This is a genomic window from Bradyrhizobium sp. Rc2d, from assembly GCF_900099855.1.
Classification (GTDB): domain Bacteria; phylum Pseudomonadota; class Alphaproteobacteria; order Rhizobiales; family Xanthobacteraceae; genus Bradyrhizobium.
Genome location: NZ_FNCU01000036.1, coordinates 39,059 through 57,517 on the forward strand (window position 1 = coordinate 39,059; position 18,459 = coordinate 57,517).

Annotated in this window: 14 protein-coding genes; 6 read left to right on the forward strand and 8 right to left on the reverse strand. The window is 57.5% G+C overall.

Annotation, left to right across the window (positions count from 1 at the left end):
- Positions 1-2: 2 nt before the first annotated feature.
- Positions 3-1,130, reverse strand: a complete 1,128-nt coding sequence (locus tag BLV07_RS32530) for a polysaccharide pyruvyl transferase family protein (RefSeq protein WP_091894118.1) — start codon at positions 1,128-1,130, stop codon at positions 3-5.
- Positions 1,131-1,557: 427 nt separating this feature from the next.
- Here BLV07_RS32530 and BLV07_RS32535 point away from each other — a divergent pair, with 427 nt between their 5' ends.
- On the forward strand, positions 1,558-2,358 hold the full coding sequence (locus BLV07_RS32535) for an FkbM family methyltransferase (RefSeq protein WP_091894172.1): 801 nt from the start codon (positions 1,558-1,560) through the stop codon (positions 2,356-2,358).
- A gap of 94 nt (positions 2,359-2,452) precedes the next feature.
- Here the strand turns inward: BLV07_RS32535 and fcl are convergent, their stop codons facing one another.
- The 6 genes from fcl to BLV07_RS32565 form a co-directional block, all read right to left on the reverse strand.
- A complete protein-coding gene (fcl, locus tag BLV07_RS32540) occupies positions 2,453-3,409 on the reverse strand; it encodes a GDP-L-fucose synthase (protein WP_091894119.1) in 957 nt (318 codons plus the stop codon).
- Positions 3,390-4,472, reverse strand: coding sequence for a GDP-mannose 4,6-dehydratase (gmd, locus tag BLV07_RS32545; protein ID WP_091894121.1), 1,083 nt, complete (start codon positions 4,470-4,472; stop codon positions 3,390-3,392). Before gmd ends, fcl begins: the two co-directional genes overlap by 20 nt.
- Positions 4,473-4,477: 5 nt before the next feature.
- Entirely contained in the window at positions 4,478-6,025 is a 1,548-nt protein-coding gene (locus BLV07_RS32550) for a lipopolysaccharide biosynthesis protein (protein ID WP_091894123.1), read from the reverse strand.
- 13 nt (positions 6,026-6,038) lie between these two features.
- A complete protein-coding gene (locus BLV07_RS32555; protein ID WP_091894125.1) occupies positions 6,039-7,139 on the reverse strand; it encodes a glycosyltransferase family 61 protein in 1,101 nt (366 codons plus the stop codon).
- 168 nt (positions 7,140-7,307) lie between these two features.
- Positions 7,308-8,654 (reverse strand): glycoside hydrolase family 16 protein, encoded by a 1,347-nt coding sequence (locus tag BLV07_RS32560; protein ID WP_091894127.1) that lies wholly within the window; start codon positions 8,652-8,654, stop codon positions 7,308-7,310.
- Positions 8,655-8,801: 147 nt separating this feature from the next.
- The gene (locus BLV07_RS32565; RefSeq protein ID WP_091894129.1) at positions 8,802-9,995 is read right to left on the reverse strand and encodes an acyltransferase family protein; all 1,194 of its coding nucleotides are present in this window, start codon (positions 9,993-9,995) and stop codon (positions 8,802-8,804) included.
- A gap of 138 nt (positions 9,996-10,133) precedes the next feature.
- Between BLV07_RS32565 and BLV07_RS32575 the strand changes: the two genes are divergently transcribed.
- Positions 10,134-11,414 carry a hypothetical protein gene (locus tag BLV07_RS32575; RefSeq protein WP_143035546.1) on the forward strand — a complete coding sequence of 427 codons (1,281 nt, stop codon included), beginning with the start codon at positions 10,134-10,136 and terminating at the stop codon, positions 11,412-11,414.
- A 25-nt stretch (positions 11,415-11,439) separates the two neighbouring features.
- On the opposite strand, the gene BLV07_RS32580 is transcribed toward BLV07_RS32575, so the two are convergent.
- The gene (locus tag BLV07_RS32580; RefSeq protein WP_176945904.1) at positions 11,440-12,513 is read right to left on the reverse strand and encodes a glycosyltransferase family 2 protein; all 1,074 of its coding nucleotides are present in this window, start codon (positions 12,511-12,513) and stop codon (positions 11,440-11,442) included.
- A gap of 469 nt (positions 12,514-12,982) precedes the next feature.
- Here BLV07_RS32580 and BLV07_RS32585 point away from each other — a divergent pair, with 469 nt between their 5' ends.
- The 4 genes from BLV07_RS32585 to BLV07_RS32600 all read left to right on the forward strand — a co-directional run bounded on the left by BLV07_RS32585 (position 12,983) and on the right by BLV07_RS32600 (position 18,400).
- Positions 12,983-13,261 carry a hypothetical protein gene (locus BLV07_RS32585; RefSeq protein WP_091894138.1) on the forward strand — a complete coding sequence of 93 codons (279 nt, stop codon included), beginning with the start codon at positions 12,983-12,985 and terminating at the stop codon, positions 13,259-13,261.
- A gap of 396 nt (positions 13,262-13,657) precedes the next feature.
- The gene (locus BLV07_RS32590; RefSeq protein ID WP_091894140.1) at positions 13,658-14,641 is read left to right on the forward strand and encodes an NAD-dependent epimerase/dehydratase family protein; all 984 of its coding nucleotides are present in this window, start codon (positions 13,658-13,660) and stop codon (positions 14,639-14,641) included.
- Between the two features lie 647 nt (positions 14,642-15,288).
- Positions 15,289-17,703 carry a polysaccharide biosynthesis tyrosine autokinase gene (locus tag BLV07_RS32595; RefSeq protein WP_091894142.1) on the forward strand — a complete coding sequence of 805 codons (2,415 nt, stop codon included), beginning with the start codon at positions 15,289-15,291 and terminating at the stop codon, positions 17,701-17,703.
- A gap of 55 nt (positions 17,704-17,758) precedes the next feature.
- Positions 17,759-18,400 carry a hypothetical protein gene (locus tag BLV07_RS32600; RefSeq protein ID WP_143035547.1) on the forward strand — a complete coding sequence of 214 codons (642 nt, stop codon included), beginning with the start codon at positions 17,759-17,761 and terminating at the stop codon, positions 18,398-18,400.
- The last annotated feature ends 59 nt before the right edge of the window (positions 18,401-18,459 follow it).

Here is an 18,459-nt window from a genome sequence, read left to right on the forward strand (position 1 = left end):
CCTCAACCTTGATCTGTCGGGGCCGAACTGCCCCGGCAGATATCCAGAAAATTTGCGAGGGCGTCGTCCACGCTCGTGCTCAGTGGCCGGCTCAACTTTTCGAAGGGCTTGCTCCACGCATCGACGAACGTGCTGATTTTCCCATAATTGTTGTCAAGGACCGAGTGCGGCACATTCAGCAACACGCAAAAGATATGCGTGTGAAGCCGGTCCGTGATCACGTAGGCCGACGATCCAACCTGCCTCATTCCACGGGCTACACGGTTCGACGCCAGCAGGTGAAACCACCGAATGCGCACGTCGAGCTCCGACGGCGTCATGCCCTTGAGCAAGAGGAGCGCCGTCTCGAGCAGCGCCCTGACAAACAACCACTTTCCCAAGCCTCGTTGTTCGATGAGCCAGTCCTCGACAACTGCAAAGTTTGGGAGCTTCGGAAAACGCTTTTGCTCCACCTTCTCGTGATCGGTTCGGAGCAGCAGCAACAATTTCCTGGTTACTGCCGCTGGCGAGCTCTGCGCCCCCAGGCAGAATGCCATGTCCGGACAGAGATCGACGGGCGCAGTAAATTCCGTTGTCGCGATATTCAAACTTTGCACGTCGCGGACCAAAATCCGGAATTTCTTATGCGAGTTGATGATCTCCGCGGCGCGTTTGAGACTTGCCTTCGAGGAGAAGTGTATGGTTTGCGGCAACTGAATGATCTGGCGATCCGGAAACTCCGACAGAAGCCTGAGCCGAAACTCTTGATGGCTAGGCCACAGGTCGCCGAAATTGCCGCCACCATGGATAAGGATAGGTCCGACAGGAACGGCTCTTTCAAACTCTTCCTTTGACCAGGTGTCATAGGTGCAGACGTAGGACGGTGCTCGGCCTAGCTTCTTCTGCAGATAGGTCTCTTCACCCAACCATATGGCGCTGTCGCCCACATTCGAGTGGTTGGGGAAGTCCACTAGCGCAAAATTCTCGACACCCTCCAGATGAGGCCCGATGACCTTTTCGATCTCATCCTGCATTTCTGCAATCAGTGTACGAGAATCCTTCATGGGAGTTTCGGCCATCGTCCTGAGTTCGGTCCCGTCGGTCGCATCACAGCATCGAACGGCTTTCGATGCATCGGCAAAACTTCCCATTCGATTAATCCACTTCTGCCATTGCGCCAGGTACTCGCTGCGGTCGAACGATGACGCATCTGCCTGCCGTCAGCGAGAACGCCGGACGTTTGCGCTGCGAGCTTCCCGCGTCAGTCATTCGATCTTTCGCGCTCAGCCGGCTTCTGCCTCTATCACGCACTCGTGCCTCTCTCGGTGTCCCCTCGCCGATGCGGAAGCTGACCGGGTTCCAGAGCACGGAATAGATCGGCTTAGCAGCCAAAAGGCAAGTCTCGGCAACGCTGCCGATTAGCGACAACACCGCACATATTCATGACAAGAATCGAATCTATTGAAGTCTTAAGGCAGGCAAATGTGTTGATCGCAACGAACATAGGCAGCGAGCCTGCGGGAATGCCGCTTCTTGCAGCAAGCCTGCACCCAGTGCGTTAGCGAGCTCGGAGTCACCATGATCGGTTTGTTGAAAGACTACGTAAAGGCCCGCCTGCTTGATAACGACTTTATGATATCCGGCACCTCAAAGGAGCAGGAGCTCAGGGAATTCTTCCGGGACCTTTTCCCTGTCGTGACGGACAAGAAATTGATTCGACTGGGCGGATCGGCTGATGGCGGCTATTTGGTTCCGGACGACCTCGATGGCTGCGTCGGTTGCTTTTCGCCGGGGGTCTACACCGTCTCTGACTTCGAGCTCGGCCTTGCCGAACGTGGCATCCCGTGTTTCCTCGCTGACTTCTCGGTGGATGCACCGGCGATCCACAATGACCTGCTCGATTTCGAAAAGAAGTTCCTCGGAAACGAAAACAACGCCAAGTTCATGACTTTAGAGAACTGGATGTCGAGAAAGGGCCCTCGGACCGGCGATCTCATCCTCCAGATGGACATTGAAGGCGGCGAGTACGAGGTTCTCATCGAAACGAGCTGCGACGACCTGAAGCGCTTCAGGATCATGATCATCGAGTTCCATTCCATGGACAGAATTCTCAATCCCATCGGTCTCAAGCTGATCGGCGCTGTTTTCAAGAAGATCACCAAGCACTTCGACGTCGTACACATTCATCCGAATAATTACTTCAAACCCATCGAGTACAGGGGCTTCAAGGTACCGCCGATCATGGAATTCTCGTTCTTGCGCAAGGATCGCGCTGCTCGCCGGACGCCTGCGAGAAAGTTTCCTCACGACCTCGACAGGAGAAACGTCGCAAACAGGGACGATGTCGTGCTGCCGAAATGCTGGTTCGCTCCGGAGTGATCGCCGCCGTGGCCGCGCCGACGAATCACGCCAGCCGCGCACAACGGGCGCGCGGATGCGTGACCGTTGGCTCGCAATGGCAGAAGTGCGCTTCCTACTCTCGCGCCTGCAGGTTCTCGCCGAGATATGCCTGATAGGCCAGCTTGAGCCCATCCTCGAGCGGGGTCTTGGCCCGCCAACCCAGTTTCGCCAACCGGTTGACGTCGAGCAATTTGCGCGGAGTGCCGTCGGGGCGCGAGGTGTCAAAGCTGATCTCGCCTGAATAGCCGACGGTCTCCGCGACCACGCGGGCGAATTCGGCGATCGCAATGTCCACGCCGGTGCCGATGTTGACGAGCTCGCCGCTCGAATAGGTCTTCATCAGATGGATGCAGGCGTCCGCAAGATCGTCGACAAAGAGGAATTCGCGCCGCGGCGTGCCGGTGCCCCACACCACGACGTTCTTCGCTCCCGACGTCTTGGCCTCATGGAAACGGCGGATCAACGCCGCGACGACGTGGCTGTATTCGGGATGATAATTGTCGCCGCGACCGTAGAGGTTGGTCGGCATCACACTGATAAAGTTTGAACCGTACTGGCTGCGATAGGCCTCGATCATCTTGATGCCCGCGATCTTGGCGATCGCGTAGGGTTCGTTGGTCGGCTCCAGCGGGCCAGTCAGCATCGACTCTTCGCGAATCGGCTGGACTGCGAGTTTGGGGTAGATGCAGGAAGAGCCAAAGAACATCAGCTTCTCGCATCGATTGACATGCGCGGCGTGGATGACGTTGGTCGCGATCGCCAGATTTTCGTAGAGGAACTCGGCGCGCAGCGTATTGTTGGCGACGATTCCGCCGACCTTGGCGGCAGCAAGGAACACTGCCTGCGGACGCCTTGCCGCAAACCATTTATCGACCGCGGCCTGGTCACGCAGGTCGACCTCGCTTCGCGAGACCGTCAGAAGTTCGACGTTTTCCTCCGCGAGCCGCCGCACCAACGCGGAGCCAACCATGCCGCGATGGCCGGCGACAAAGACGGTCTTACCGGCCAGCTCAAATGGAGTGCTTGGCATTGGTAACCTCTCGCCTGGCCTCGAGCAAATCGGAAGCCACCATTTCCTTGACCAGTTGCGCGAACGGGGTCCTGGATTTCCAGCCGAGCTTCTCGCGCGCCTTGCTGGGATCGCCGATCAGGAGATCGACCTCGGTGGGACGGAAATAGGTCGGGTCGATCCGCACGATGATCCTGCCCGACTTCTTGTCGATACCGGTTTCCTCGACGCCCTTGCCCCGCCATTCGACTTTGCGGCCGACTTCGGCGAAGGCGAGCTCCACGAACTCACGCACCGAGCGAGTCTCTCCGGTTGCCAGCACGAAATCGTCGGGCCGGTCGGCCTGCAGGATCATGTGCATGCCTTCGACATAATCCCTGGCATGGCCCCAGTCGCGCTTGGCTTCGAGATTTCCGAGATACAGCGTCTCTTCGAGGCCTGTCTCGATGCGGGCAACGGCACGCGTGATCTTGCGGGTGACGAAGGTTTCGCCGCGGATCGGGCTCTCGTGGTTGAAGAGAATACCGTTCGAGGCAAACATGCCGTAGGCTTCGCGGTAGTTCACCGTGATCCAATAGGCATAGAGCTTCGCCACCGCGTAAGGGGAGCGCGGGTAGAAGGGAGTCGTTTCCTTCTGCGGCACTTCCTGCACAAGGCCGTAGAGCTCCGAAGTGGACGCCTGATAGAACCGCGCCTCCTTCTCCATGCCAAGAATGCGAGTCGCCTCCAATAGCCGCAGCGTTCCGATCGCGTCAGCGTTCGCGGTGTACTCCGGGCTCTCGAAACTGACCGCCACATGGCTCTGTGCGGCCAGATTGTAGATCTCGGTTGGCCGGATCTGCTGCATCAGGCGGATCAGGTTTGTCGAATCCGTCATGTCGCCGTAATGCATCAGGAACGGCACATTGCCGGCATGCGGATCCTGATAAAGATGATCGACACGGGCGGTGTTGAAGGAGGACGAGCGCCGCTTGATGCCGTGGACGATGTAGCCCAGGCCGACCAGATACTCGGCGAGATAGGCACCGTCCTGACCGGTGACGCCCGTAATCAGCGCGACGCGCCGCTTCGACCTTTCATTCATATTGCTCACCCGACTGCTCGGTTATCATCGACGATTTTTCCCATTTTCCCAAACCTGTTGGCGATTGCGCCGAGGATTCGCAGGATCTCACGCTCGGGCCCGGCCGGCGCGCCTGTCGCTCGCCAGAATCCAAAGAGTGACCCGACATAGGCAAGAGCGCTCACGAGAACAACAGCGATCAACCGAGCATAGACGTGAGACTCATGGCCAAAAGATGTGATGAAAGCCCAATTCGTCAGAAGACCGACAATGATCATCGTGCAGGTGGACAAAGCGGTCCTCAGATTCACGAGAAATTGCCGGGAGACAGAAGTGTCGATCAATTCGCGGACCAGGACCATGTTGTAGACGACACCGCCGAGGGTAACCGCCACGCGGGCGACCAGCAGGCCAACTAACCCTCCCATCCACAAGCCCGCAACAATGAAAGGCAGCCTCACGATCAGGATCGCAACGTCGCGATGAAATAACCTGCGCGTCTGGCCAAGGGCCAGACCAAGGGGTTGGACGGTCGCGCTGAGCGTGTGCAACGCAATTGCACCACCGAGGAGCTGGATCACGATCGTCGCGCCTGCCCAAGCTTCACCCAGTGCGAGCGGAACGAATTGATCGGCGATCAACGCGAAGCCGAACCCGGCCGGAAAGGCGATCGCACACAGCATTGATTGCGCTGACAGATAAGCTCGCTGAAGGGCGGCTTTGTCGTCCCTCAGCCTCACGAACGCGGGAAACAGCGTCCCGGCGAGCGGATTTGTTGCTTCTCTTGTCGGCGTGGCGGCCAGGTCGCTGCCAAGCACATATCCACCCAGGGCGGATTTCCCGAGAAAATATCCGATGATGATCTGGTCGAAACGCCAGTTCAGCGTGCTGACGGCCTGCCCGAGCGATAGCCACACAGAGAACGAGAATAGGGAGCGGCTACCCTTTATCCGGAATTTCGGCCGGAACGGCTGGATCAGATAAGAGGCGACGACATCGATGAAATTGGCGACGACGGCTCCGGCGATAAGCGCCCAGTAGCTCCTGAAGCAAATGGCGATCCCGGAGGAGACGAGGATGGTTGCGAGCGCCCGGCTGCTGCTCGTCACAAATTCCTGCCAGAAGACGAGTTGACGCTGCATCATCGCAAGCATCGGATTTCGAAGGCCGGATATCACGATCGAACAGCTCAGGACCAACAGGATCGGAATCAAGCGGCCATCGCCGTAGGACAATGCCACCGGATAGGCGAGCAACGACAGCAAGAGTGCCAGCAAGCAGGCACGAGCCAGGCTCAACGTCCACGCGGCGTGGAATTGATCTTCACTTGGATCCTTGTGGTGAATGAGCGCCGATGCCAGGGACAGTTCAGTCATCGACGTCAGAACAGCAATGATGGCCGTCGCGACGGCAACCAGGCCGAAATCTTCCGGCGTGAGCATTCTCGCCAATATGAGCGTGTTCAAGAAGCCGAGACTGGCAACCACCAGCCGGCTCACGCCGATCCAAGCAGCTCCGATGGCGATTGAATTTTTCGACAAAGGGAGCGTCGTACGCGCACCAATAGCGACCATTTTCAATGCTCGTTCATTGACAGATGGTTTCTAGTGCGCGCTCGAAGATGTCAGGCGCAACCTCGAAATCGAATGGACTGGGCCCAAACGCTCCCTGCGGGCGCGTTCCCTTGCTGTCCCCCACGATGTAAGAATAGTCCGCGCCGGCGGACGTTGCGATCGTGTAGTAGTAGGGATGCACGTGGTCTGACGGGATCAACTCCAGGACTTTCGTTCCAGGCGAGCAGAATACGAGATTGGTCAGCCCCGCACCATGTGCGCCAACGACAATCGAGCATTCTGAGAAAAACGCCGCTTCATCCTCAACGTCACCAAAGTCGTAGATCTGGAAGCCGAACTTTTTCAGTGCAGGCATCAGCTCTTCTTCGTTGGCGACCTTCCTTTGTCCTTTGCGCGGAACGTATACGCGCCTGTCGTGACGAAGCGGCGACTTGGCTACCTGCAAGCGGAAGAACTCCGTAAGCCATGGCGCATAATTCCGTCGCAAGCCTGGAAACGAAGTGCCGATCACGAGATCGGCCTGGATATCCTCCTGGCCTGCCCACACGCACTTGTGCATTGGAATTCCAAGCCGGCGAACGAGCTTGGCTGCCGTTTCGGACCCAGGCTTGGGCAAATAGACATAATCGACATCATCGAGCGAGAGGCCACTTTTCTGAAATAGCGCCAAGCGTCCCAGGCAATCGAGCAGGAAGTGCCCATAGTTTCCTCCGGCGAAATCACTCGCCAGCGAGAGACAGGTGCCGCTTAGCGGCAGCGGCGTGCCGTAGGCAATTGATCGCGGATGGCGCGAGAACGACGATCCGTACCAGGTGCTCTCGTAGAGCAGCGATCCATCCTCCGTCACGAGCCAGCCGTCGGGACCGAGGATGCGGGCCTTGTCCAGGCGGAGAATGCCCAGCTCTGGCATTCTGTTGTCAACGCTTTCACCGAAACCTGCGTCGCGGCTGCCGAATCGAACCGGCGCCTTCCGCGCCAGTACCTCTTCCTCGACGGCAGTCAGCCAAGTATGCGGATGTTCACTTCGCCACGCGCGATGATCACAAAGCCGGCTCGGGCTGCCGCGCAATGCACCACGGAGGATTTGCCTGACGGCGCGAACCTTTGAGTTCATGGATGACTACCATTGCAAGAGACACTGACCGTGACAGGCAAGCGCGCATGACGGCCCACCTGCCACAGCCAAAGCAAAATTCAGACCGACCGTACCGATCGCAATCAGCGGTACTCGGGTTGATCCAGATCACACGGAGTTGTGCGCACGCTGGATGCACCCCTCCGATCAGCGTCGCACATGCAGCGACAATAGACGGCAAGATCTGGCTTTTTTTGGTTGGATCACCGTGGTGTCGCAAGCAACGGGGACTTCTTTGGGGCCGACCTCGCCCGCGACTTCAGCCGTCAGTTTGCTGCCCAGCAGATAGTTCCCTTCGCGCGGCACGGCGGGCAGCGCGAATTCGATCACGCTGACGCCATCTTCCCCTTCCTTGCGAGAGACCTGTTGCAGCGGCTTCTTTGCCGATGCGACCATGGCGCCGGTTGTTGCATCGAAGACGTACGCATGAAGCGTTCGATTTGTCGGATAGTCTTCCGGAATCTTGATGGGAATTTCGATCTTGAGCGGATCGGTTGTGCTCAGCGACAATACCCCCGCATTCGGCTTCTTATCCGCCACCACATTCGTAACATTGAGGAATGTCGGCTTGGGCATGTCGTTGAGCGCTGCCGTGTATCCAAAATCATTGGGATCCGGTGTCACGTCGCTCGGACCGCATTTTCGGCTTCCCCGCTCGGACGACGTGAACTGGCAGACGCGAACGTAGTCGATCTTGAACGTCTGCGGGAAAGCCGCATCATCGACCCCGTGCCGGCCGGCCCAGGCTGCTCCGCCGACGGCGTAATTGAGATCAATGTGCGCCGGCGGCCCCAGTTGGCCGTCCTTCCTGAGCCACTGGTACATGCGCGTGTAGATGAGACGGCCGTCCCAGAAGAACGAAATGCGGTCAGGAGCCCAAACGAAGCCGGCAATATGCCAGCCCTTGTTCAGATCCTCCTTGCCGACCATGTCCTGAAACCTGAGCACGAACGAGTTGTCTACATACGTGTAGGACTGCGGCGTCCACTTATCTTTACTCATGGCATTCGAGTGCAGCATGTTCGGCTTGTCTTCCACGCCATTGATGACGTACTCGAAAATGTCGATCTCCGGCGGATGCCAGAACTTTCCATCGATGTCGTAATCGGCTTCGAGCCAAAATGCCGGCCACGATCCCCGCGCATTCGGAAGAAAGACCCGCGCTTCATAATAGCCATAGTAGAATGTCTGATGGCTACGGATCATCGCGGAATCGAACGTGTCTGCCCCCTCATTCTTTTTTGCAGTCAGATTCAGGGCACCTTCGGACACCACGTGGTTGTCGCGGTAGTGCTGCTTTTCATCGTTGAAACGATCCATCGTTTCGTTGTTGTAAATGTATCGGGTAGCCCATTTGGTTCGATCAAGCTTGTCGCCGTTGAACTCGTCCGAAAAAACCAGCTCCCAGCCAGCGCACCAGGCCGGCGCTGCGGATCCGAGTGCAACGACTATCGAGGCGACACAAAGGACTTGCCTGCGCACGGCTGCGATCATCAACGAGATCCTTTCGGTTCGGCTGTTAGCCCGGCTGGGAAACGCTCTGCCGGCCCAATGCGCAAAGACGATGGCAATGGTGACGCGCCACGTCGCAAGCCAGCACAATCAAGCGCACGGCTCTGCGGCATTTTCCCGAATAGACAGTCAACTTGCGATCGTTTTGGGGCGGTGACTTGTCGAACAATCAAGAACATTTGACTGTTCCCCGATCAGGTTCCCTCCTTGAGTGCCGTCGAGGGCTTGATTGATCGGCCGGACTGGCGGTTTCGCGTCCGAGGCCCTGTCGAGCCGTTTTCGAATTTGTCCCGTCGCCTTCACTTCAAGGAAGCGATGGCTGATCGTTGCGACGATAAGCGACGGCGGAAGCGACACCAGGAGGAAAAACAGTTGCGATCCGCTCCCCAATGCATCGACCATGCCCGTTCGATAGATGATCAGCTTGACCCCGGCCATGACGATCGGCGGCCAGAGATAAAAACTGAAGCTGATCGTTCCAAGCCACTGCATCACCTGCCAACGCAGCATTCTTCCGAACAGACCGTTTCCTCGGGACATGCCAAGCAGGAAAATAGTCCCGAAGACGCCACCAAGAACAATAAATGGAAAAGCAGAGATCCAGTCATGGAATGACAAATATGCCGGCGTGACAAAGCCAACGTAGTCTGTTGCGCTGGCCAGCTCGAGGCCTCTCCAGACAGTCAGGAACAGCACGAAGAAGATCGCCGGGTACTTCGCCAGCGAATGCAACAAGGTCGACGATAGGTACTTCTCCGCAATGAGCACGCCACCAATCATCAGGAGCGCGCGGGGATAGTACACGAGCAACATCAGCGAACTGACGGCTAATGCCAGCGCCAGCGGCCGACTGACGCCGCTGATCAGGAAAACGACGGCACATACTCCATAGAACAGGAATTCGTATCCGAGCGACCACGCGGCGGGATTGATCTGGATGATGTCAACAAATGGAGGCGGCGCCAATAGATTTGCACCAACCAGCAGCAGACTTGGACCCTTTCCTAAAAGCCAGCCAAAAATCGCGATCGCGATCACGGTCGCCCAGAGCACAGGAAGAATCCTCGCATAGCGATCAAGAATAAAGGTCAAGACCGAGGATGCGCGATACAGGCTTGGCAGAATGACGATTCCACTGATGCCGAAGAAGAACTCGACACCGAATTTTCCGGTCTGCAGCGCTTCTCCCAACAGCCCCCTGGCAAACAGATCGAACGTCGGGAGGCCGGAATGAACGACGTGATAGACGAATACCATGAGGCAAAACAAACCTCTGGCACCATGAACGTAAGGGTTAAATCTTGCGCTCGTGTCGTGTTCCATGTGGGAAGTCACTACAGGCTCAAGTATAGAGGGTGAACAGCCTCACGAGCGAGACCAAGATCGACCGCGATCGTTGCCCTGCGCTCAGACGTACCCACCAACCGAGGCGCCAAGAAGCAGTAATCGACGAGTCCTAACATGGTGAGCCTCGACACATTCCCAGCCAGAACCTCGTCTAACAAGCGCGCTGCAGTAGCGTCAAGCGACGAGGCCAACAGCGTCATTTTCGCGCATATCGCCTTTATTCTGTGCATTTGCATGCAGCGCTTCGGACTCCTCATCGGAACCGGACAGATCTTCTTTTCGCTATTCGGATTCTTCGCGCTCGTCGCGTGGGGATGGTGGGTTGGTCTGGTGAGCATTCGCGGGCCGCAGACTCTCGCATTCGGACTCGTCGTCGTCTGGTTTCTCTTCAGCGCGGTCGCCGCAGCCGAATCTCCCGATCGCGGTGTCGAGACCAGTGCGGCATCACTTGCGATGGTTCTTGTCACGAATTCGATCTTCCTGTTCGGACCCTCGACGAGATTCTCGAACGAGGCGGTCCTTCCCGTCTTCCTGTTCTATGTTCGCCTGTGCGCCGTTCTGGCAATCGTCCAGATCGTTCTTCAATTCGGCGGAATACGCATCTTCTCGTTCAAGGATGCAATCCCGGCGCTCGATCCGGTCCTCGTCGAGTCCGCCTACAATCAAAATGCGGTGGAATTTTATGGGTCTTTGAATCGGCGCGCGAACGGGTTTTTCCCGATGGAGCCGGGAGCGCTATCCCAATTGCTCGCCATAGGTGTGATCGTCGATGTGTTCATTTTGCGGCGACTTGCCTATCTTCCGTTGTACGCCATCTCGTACGTGCTCACCCGGTCCGGATCGGGCCTCCTGGTGCTCGTCGTGTCCCTCGGTGCCTATCCCCTGATTGCTCCGCTCAAATCACTGCGGGTTATCGCCATCGGGGCGGCCGTTGCCTTGGTGATTGGCACAACGTACCTCGTTGCACCGGAACCTTTTGATCCCATCGTTAGTAGGCTTGATGAATTCAGTTCAACCAAGTCGAGCGGCTATGCTCGCTACGTCGCACAACTACAGACCTGGGACTATCTCTTTCAGACCGACAGAGTGCTTATCGGCTCCGGGCCCGGCGGGTTGGAACGGTCGCCCGCCTACTTTGGCGGCAGCGGAAATCCCGTTCTCAAGCTCGTCGCGGATTACGGAATTATCGGTCTACTGATTTTCCTGTTCTATCTCATCCTCTCGATATTCAGGAAAGACAACTCGATGCTCGCATTGACAATGCTGGCCTGCTATCAGCTCGGCGGCGGCAACCTCGCCATGGCTCCATTCCTGATCATGATGGCAATGCTGTGCGTATGGTCGCAGCCGCCAGGCGCCGGCCTGAGGTCGATCCGTCCCAAAGCTGCCGTCTGACCGAAGCGTCCCAGCCCTGCCTTGATCATCGAATGATGTGGAATCGACCGAGCAAAGCGCGCAACCATTTCGGCCGCTGGGCGGGCACGTAGCGCAAACTCACCAGGGCGCGACGGAAGTACTGCGGACTTATCAGGATGCAGAAGATCCAAGCCAGCAGCGATATGCGCTGCGATCTTGAGAAACCTTGCGGCGACGCAGCCGCTCCAAGCGCATCGACAGCGATGCTCAACGAGCTATCCGCTGCGATTGGATGAAGGTCCGGCCGCAGCTTGAACGACGCTATCCGCAAACAAAGAAATATCAAATTGCGCTTGAGTGCATCGGGCGCAACCGGCAGCTTCTCCGTGCGCGCGATCTCGGAAAAGAACTTGTACCGCCTCCGCGTGAGGTCGATCTCTCTCGCAAAGCGGGTATCGTCGAGTTGAAGGAAAGCCCCGTGATTGAGGCCGTGCACGCGATAGTCTGCCAACGGCTTGGTGATCGTTACGATCTCGCCACATGCAGGAGCGGCCGCCAAAAGATAACTGTCCGGAGCCCGATCAACGAATTCGGACTCAAAGCCGAAGACACGCTCGACAAACCATTTCGGGTAGGCATTTCCCGACCCGGGCGGCGTCGGATAAGCGCCGGTGGTTGCCATCCACTTGCGGACGTCCTCCGAGGACGGACAGGAGAAGTACTGCGGCAGGACATTTCCGGTCGGCTGCCCGTCGGCATCGATCACGCGCATCTGAAACTGATATTTGCTCGCGGCTTTGGACCATACGGATACGATCTCCGTCATCACATCAGGATGCAAGGCATCGTCCGAGTCGAGAAATATGATGATATCGCCGGACGACCTGCGAAAGCCGTTCACACAGGACATCATCTGCCCGGCGTTCGCCTGGCTGATGATTGTGACTTCGTCTGCAAATTCGTTGATGACGTCGAGTGAATGGTCCGTCGACCCGTCATCGACGACGATCACTTCGACGTTTGACCATCGTATGTCCAGCGCGCTGCGGATCGCGGATCCCACGTAAGCTGCGTAATTGTGGTTCGGAATGACGACCGAGAGGCGCGGCAGGGTCGCCAGTTCGACTTCTGGCAACACAGCGTGCCCTGGTATCTCCTTCAACATTCGCCGCCCAGAATACTCGCGTTGTAAGTACGTCGCGCGACCGCCGACAGAACATCACAGTCGACGGACGTCAGACATCCAGTCCAGGAAGGTGCAGCCTCTAGCACGTGTTTTCAAGCGCAAGGAAGAGGCAAGATTCCTCCTGCAATCCCGGGAACCATTTTGCCTGTCATTCTGTTGCCGCAACTGCAAATCTATCCTGCCGCCGACAATCGCGGCTTCTTTCGAGAGCTGGCCCCAACCATCATGGATGTGCAGAGCAGTGAAGATACATGATAACCGATCTAGGCGCTCAGACGGTTATGCGGCGATGTGTGTAGCTATCGCTTCATCGCTCCTCGCAACGACGGCCGATGCTCAAATTTCCGGCTTCGGTCGCACATCTCCTCCGATGTATGGCGGCTCCGGCATTTCCACTCGGCCTTCGAGTTCGATTCGACCGATGGAAGGTACTTTCGCTCCAAATCACACGACACCGGACGGAAAGCTTTGCATATCGGTCAATCCGTTGACGCACCCCCAAGCCAACAATCCCAAGATCATCGAGCAGATCGTGCTGGTTCAAAACATTTGCGGTCAATCGATCAGGGTTCGGGTTTGCTACGCGGGAAGTTCCGACTGCATTGTCGTTCCGCTCGCAGGCTACCAGAAGCTGCAGAGACTACTGGGGATTGCGGCCGGATCAACGAACTTTCAATTTGAGTATCGCGAGCTCTATTGAGTCGTTGATTCAGACGAACACCCCTGGTTGAACGCTCACAAGAAATGTGCGCGTTGCCGCTTGAACCAACGCCATTGCATTCGGGATCGCCAAGATGGAACTGATGTTTCCGCGTTCACACGCGCTGCCTGTAACGATCTTGTTATCGCCGCATCAAAAACGCACGACTAACCAATTGCTGCCCCGATTTGCTCGCTTCATTGATATCCAGCAGCCAAAACGCTCGCGGTCGCGAGCGGGCGTACTGCGCGTCAAGCGATCTTGGTCTGTGCGGGCACAACTCTTGCAGCGGCGGGGCGTGCAGTTCTTCAATGCGCGTGCTCGATCGTCAGCAAGCCTTGACCGAACTTCGTCGCAGTTGATTCAGCACCTTCACTCACGTTGACCCTCGCGCACATGTCCCATCCCACCCAGGCTATTGTATTCGGAGGCGCAGGCTTCATCGGTACACATCTGATGACGCGAATGCTCGCTTCCGGCCGCTACGACCGTATCGTCTCAGTGGATATCGGGAAGCCCAGGGCGTACGTCGAAGGCGTCGAGTATGTCCATCATGATGTCCGTGAGCCAATCGACCCGAAGCTCGGTGGCGGGGTGCCTGCCGACATCTTCAACCTGGCTGCGGTCCATGTCACCCCGGGCCATCCGGACGGCGACTATTATTATACAAACGTGCTAGGTGCGGTGCACGTCTGCCGATTTGCGAGAGACACTGGCAGCCGGAATGTCATCTTTACCAGTTCGATATCGGTCTACGGTCCGACGGAAACCCCACTTACCGAAGATGCGACGCCAGTCCCGGTCAGTGCTTATGGACGTTCCAAACTCTCGGCCGAAGCAATCCATCGTCTATGGCAGTCGGAGGACCCGGACAGGCGGCTTACCATCGTGCGCCCCGCCGTCATCTATGGGCGCTACGAGCGAGGCAATTTCACGCGATTGTCGAGGCTTCTCGAAAGGCGGGCCTTCATCTATCCCGGCCGCACCGACACCATCAAGTCGTGCGGCTACGTGAAGGACCTGGTCTCGTCGATGCTCTTCATGGCGTCTCGCAACGACAGTCTGTCGATCTACAATTTCTGCTATGAGCACCGTTACACCATCAGCGAGATTTGCTCCGCCTTCTCTCAAGCTGCCGAATACCCCAAGCCGACGATAACGATTCCGGTATGGCTAATGAATCTCGCCGTGCTTCCATTCGAGGTGCTGCAGGCTGTCGGCATCAAGACCGGCATCAATCGTGACCGGATCAAGAAGTTGTGGTTTTCTACGAACATTCTGCCGAAGCATCTGATCGCAAGCGGGTTCAAATTCGACTACGATCTGGCAAGCTCGCTTGTGGATTGGAATCGGGAATCCTCCATCAAGGATTTTGATTGAGGTCCCGTTGCTTGATCTTTCGAGTGCCCGATCGATCGGGGATTCACCGTGGAACTGCGAAGCCGACCCTCGCCACCATAGTGGATGCTCCGAAACCGGACTCGTTCGCATTCCGCCGTCACGTGCTCAGTCGCAACCGCGAGACCGGATTCGCCTTGCCTGTGGCAGTTGCAAGATCCTCATGCTTGTCCGTCACACTCAGGTCGATATTGCATTGCAGAATTCGAGGCCGGTCGGACCCTGTCCACCGGCTCGGCACGTGAGATTCGTGGAACCCTGCCCAATTCGTGGGCGACCCATGATCTTCTCAGGCGGCGTAATTCGTCTCGATCTTGAAAGTCGCTTTTTTGGCAGAGTTGACGGAGATGGGCATTGTGACGATTTTGCGGCGAGCAGCACCGACAAAGGGCCGGCAGCGTTGCCGAAACTTCTCTGACCAACAACGTGTCGAACGATCTGGCTAGGTGTTTCGCCGAGAGCCTCGATGGCACTGGTCAACTCTCGAGCGCTGCGACGTCGACCACCACATCCGACGTGTCGAATTCTTACCAGCAGGAACTTCTACGTTACACTTTAACGTTCACGAGTTCAGCCGCGGCACGGCCAGCCTGATGCCGCATTCACAGAGATTTAGGTAGGCGGGCCGGATGCTTCAAAAGATCACATCTCGCGAGATTGAAACCACCGCACCGGAGGCTCCATCGCTGGAGCAGACCATCTCCTCTGCGCTTGCGCTGGTGAGCCGCCAGTATCCAGTGATGATTTTCACGCTGCTCCTGTGCATCTGTCTTGCCGGCGTTTACGTGTTCACGGCGCCGAAGCGATATACCGGAACGGCCATCCTGATGATCGACAGCCGCAAGATGCAGGGCCTGCAGACGCAAGCGCCTGCGAGCGGCGCAGACAACCCGATCGACTCGGCGATGGTCGACAGTCAGGTCGAACTTCTCAAGTCCGAAGCGATCGCCTCCAAAGTCATCAAGGACCTGAAACTTGCGGAGTCGGCAGACTTCATGAGCGACGGTGGCGGATTGCTCAGCAGCATCAGTAGCGCGATTACCGGAATATTCTCCGAGTCGACCCCGCCCACGGAAGAGCAAATACTGCGCGCGGCACTCGCTCGCTTTGCGAGCGGCCTCAGCATCAAGCGCGTCGGCGTGAGCTATGTTATCGAGATCTCCTTTCAGGCATTGTCGCAGGACCTGGCAGCACGGATCGCCAACGCGGTCGCCGACGGCTATATCGTGGACTCGTTGGAATCGAAATATCAGGCCTCGAGACGGGCGGCGGTCTGGCTGCAGGACCGATTGAAGGAATTGCGGTCGCAGGCGTCTTCCGCTGAACGCACCGTTGCGGATTTCAAGGCCAAGAACAACATCGTCGACGCCGGCGGGCGACTGCTCACCGAGCAGCAACTCGCTGAAATCAATACTTCGCTGACGGCTGCGCGTAGCCAGCGTGCGGAGGCACAAGCTAAGCTCGAACGCATCACCGCGATATTGAATGCGGACACCGACGATTCCAAGGTCATTCTGAATGAACTGGCGACTGTGAGCGAGACGATGGCCAACCCGGTCATCACCAAATTGCGCCAGACCTATCTCGAGTACGCGGCCAAGCAGGCCGATTGGTCGAACCGGTATGGATCGACACATCTCGCGGTTGTCAATTTACGCAACCAGATGCGAGAAATCCGACGCTCGATCATTGACGAACTGCGACGCACGGCCGAGGTCTACAAGAGTGACCTTGAAATTGCCAAGGCGCGCGAGGAGTCCAGCCAGAAGAGCTTGAACGATACGATCGCGGTCTCGAATAATACCAGCCAGGCCCAAATCATCCTGAGAGATCTGGAAAGCAACGCTCAGAGCGCTCGCGCATTATCGGACAACTTCCTGCAACTGTACATGGTCTCGGTTCAGCAGCAGTCGTTTCCCGTTACCGAAGCGAGGGTGATCAGTCAGGCCGCGTCGACTCTTCCCAACAAGACGTCGCCAAGAACGACACTCATCCTGCTTGCGGCGATTGTGGGTGGGTCGATTCTCGCAGCTCTCGTCGCAATCCTGCTTGATATGATGGATCGCGTCTTCCGTACCGTTTCGCAGGTCGAGCAGTTCGTGGATACCCGCTGTCTCGCTTCGATCCCGGTCATAGAGCAGGGTGCCATCAAAGCGAATTCCGCTCAATCGGGCAAAGCGGCCTGGCGATTCGGCAAACGCGACAAGCCCAAACCGCAGCAGGCATCACCGAGTCACGGGGCATCCGGCACGACGTTGCCACTCCACGGGTCCGCGCCCGCGTTCAGCCACCAACAGTCGCATCGCGACCGTCTGCTTTCAACCGAGGAGAGCGTCGGGCGGCACGTGATCAATGCCCCGTTTTCACGCTTCGCGGAGGGATTTCGCTCGATCAAGCTCGCCAGCGATTTCGCAAATTTCGGTGCAGGGTCCAACAAGGTCCTGGGGATTACCTCCGCTCTTCCGAACGAGGGAAAGTCAACCGTCAGCGAAGCGCTGGCGCAGACCTTGGCGCAAAGCGGCTGCCGTACGCTGCTGATCGATGGCGACATCCGCAACCCCAGCCTCACCGCAAGGCTTACTCCGGCTGCGCAGGACGGCTTGATCCATGTCGTCATCGGCCAAGCCGACTGGAGGGACGTGGTCTGGATCGACCCGCAGACGAATCTACATTTTCTTCCTTGTGCTATCACATCCCGCTTCTCGAATTCGAGCGACCTGCTGGCCTCGCAACAGATGGACGATCTGTTCCAGCAACTACGGCAGCACTTTGATCGCATCGTTCTCGATCTTAGCCCGCTGGCGCCGGTCGTCGACGTTCGGGCGACCAGGGGGCTGGCTGATTCCTATATCCTTGTCATCGAATGGGCGAAGTCGAAAATCGATATCGTCGAGCGCGTGCTAGGCGAAACGCCGGTTGTGCGCGAGCGGATGCTCGGTGCGGTTCTTAACAAGGTGAATGTGTCGGTGATGAGCCGCTACGATACGTACGGCGCAGCCTACTATCGCAATCGATACTACAAGAGGTATGGTTACGTCGATTGACGTCAGATGCTTGATCCGGAGCGGTGGGCAGCACTACAGGGCCCTTGGATACAACATGAATGATTTGGCGCTAGCGCATGTTAGGTCGGCGCTTCTGATGGTGCGCTCAGTTCTGCTCGGTGCTGGTCTCTTGATGACGACGGCTCCTGGTCGAGCCGAGCCGGTGCGTCCGGGCATTCTGAACTGCGGGTCTGGCATCAGCGCCGAGCAGCGTCGACGTTGCGACGAAGAGGCGTTCAAGCAGATCGAGTCCGGCAGCCAATCGACACAGCTTGAGAGCGGATGGCGACTAGTTAAGAGCAAAAATCCAGACGGCGGCGCCGATGCCATTTCAGTGATGCATGTCGTCGATAGTACCAAGTCGGATACGCGCCTTGCTGGTCTGAGCCTGCAATGCGGGAAGAGTGGCATCGAAATTGTACTCATTGTACTCGAGCCACTGTCCCGCTCGGCGCGACCGAACGTAGCCCTCATAGCAGGAGAGAAACGCGCAGAGTTCCAGGCATCTGTGATCCAGGGCGGCGTGGCGCTCCTACTACCCGCCGACGCCTCGAAGCTTGCTGCCAGCGACTGGCAGACCGCAAACGAGCTTGCGGTTGAAATTGGGACCACACCGAGCGCGATCCGCGGCGCGGTGCCGATGGCTGGACTGGCGACGGCTCTCCGTTACTTGTCGCAGTACTGCTATGCTCGATAGTTTAGCCGGTCACGGAACTGAGGGCGAGTCCGGCAAATCGACTGCATGTGACCAGTTGG

Coding starts and splice junctions, on each gene's coding strand:
- BLV07_RS32530 (WP_091894118.1), bottom strand. CDS start 1,130: ATGGGAAGTTTTGCCGATGCATCGAAAGCCGTTCGATGCTGTGATGCG.
- BLV07_RS32535 (WP_091894172.1), top strand. CDS start 1,558: ATGATCGGTTTGTTGAAAGACTACGTAAAGGCCCGCCTGCTTGATAAC.
- fcl (WP_091894119.1), bottom strand. CDS start 3,409: ATGCCAAGCACTCCATTTGAGCTGGCCGGTAAGACCGTCTTTGTCGCC.
- gmd (WP_091894121.1), bottom strand. CDS start 4,472: ATGAATGAAAGGTCGAAGCGGCGCGTCGCGCTGATTACGGGCGTCACC.
- BLV07_RS32550 (WP_091894123.1), bottom strand. CDS start 6,025: ATGGTCGCTATTGGTGCGCGTACGACGCTCCCTTTGTCGAAAAATTCA.
- BLV07_RS32555 (WP_091894125.1), bottom strand. CDS start 7,139: ATGAACTCAAAGGTTCGCGCCGTCAGGCAAATCCTCCGTGGTGCATTG.
- BLV07_RS32560 (WP_091894127.1), bottom strand. CDS start 8,654: ATGATCGCAGCCGTGCGCAGGCAAGTCCTTTGTGTCGCCTCGATAGTC.
- BLV07_RS32565 (WP_091894129.1), bottom strand. CDS start 9,995: ATGGAACACGACACGAGCGCAAGATTTAACCCTTACGTTCATGGTGCC.
- BLV07_RS32575 (WP_143035546.1), top strand. CDS start 10,134: ATGGTGAGCCTCGACACATTCCCAGCCAGAACCTCGTCTAACAAGCGC.
- BLV07_RS32585 (WP_091894138.1), top strand. CDS start 12,983: ATGGAAGGTACTTTCGCTCCAAATCACACGACACCGGACGGAAAGCTT.
- BLV07_RS32590 (WP_091894140.1), top strand. CDS start 13,658: ATGTCCCATCCCACCCAGGCTATTGTATTCGGAGGCGCAGGCTTCATC.
- BLV07_RS32595 (WP_091894142.1), top strand. CDS start 15,289: ATGCTTCAAAAGATCACATCTCGCGAGATTGAAACCACCGCACCGGAG.
- BLV07_RS32600 (WP_143035547.1), top strand. CDS start 17,759: ATGAATGATTTGGCGCTAGCGCATGTTAGGTCGGCGCTTCTGATGGTG.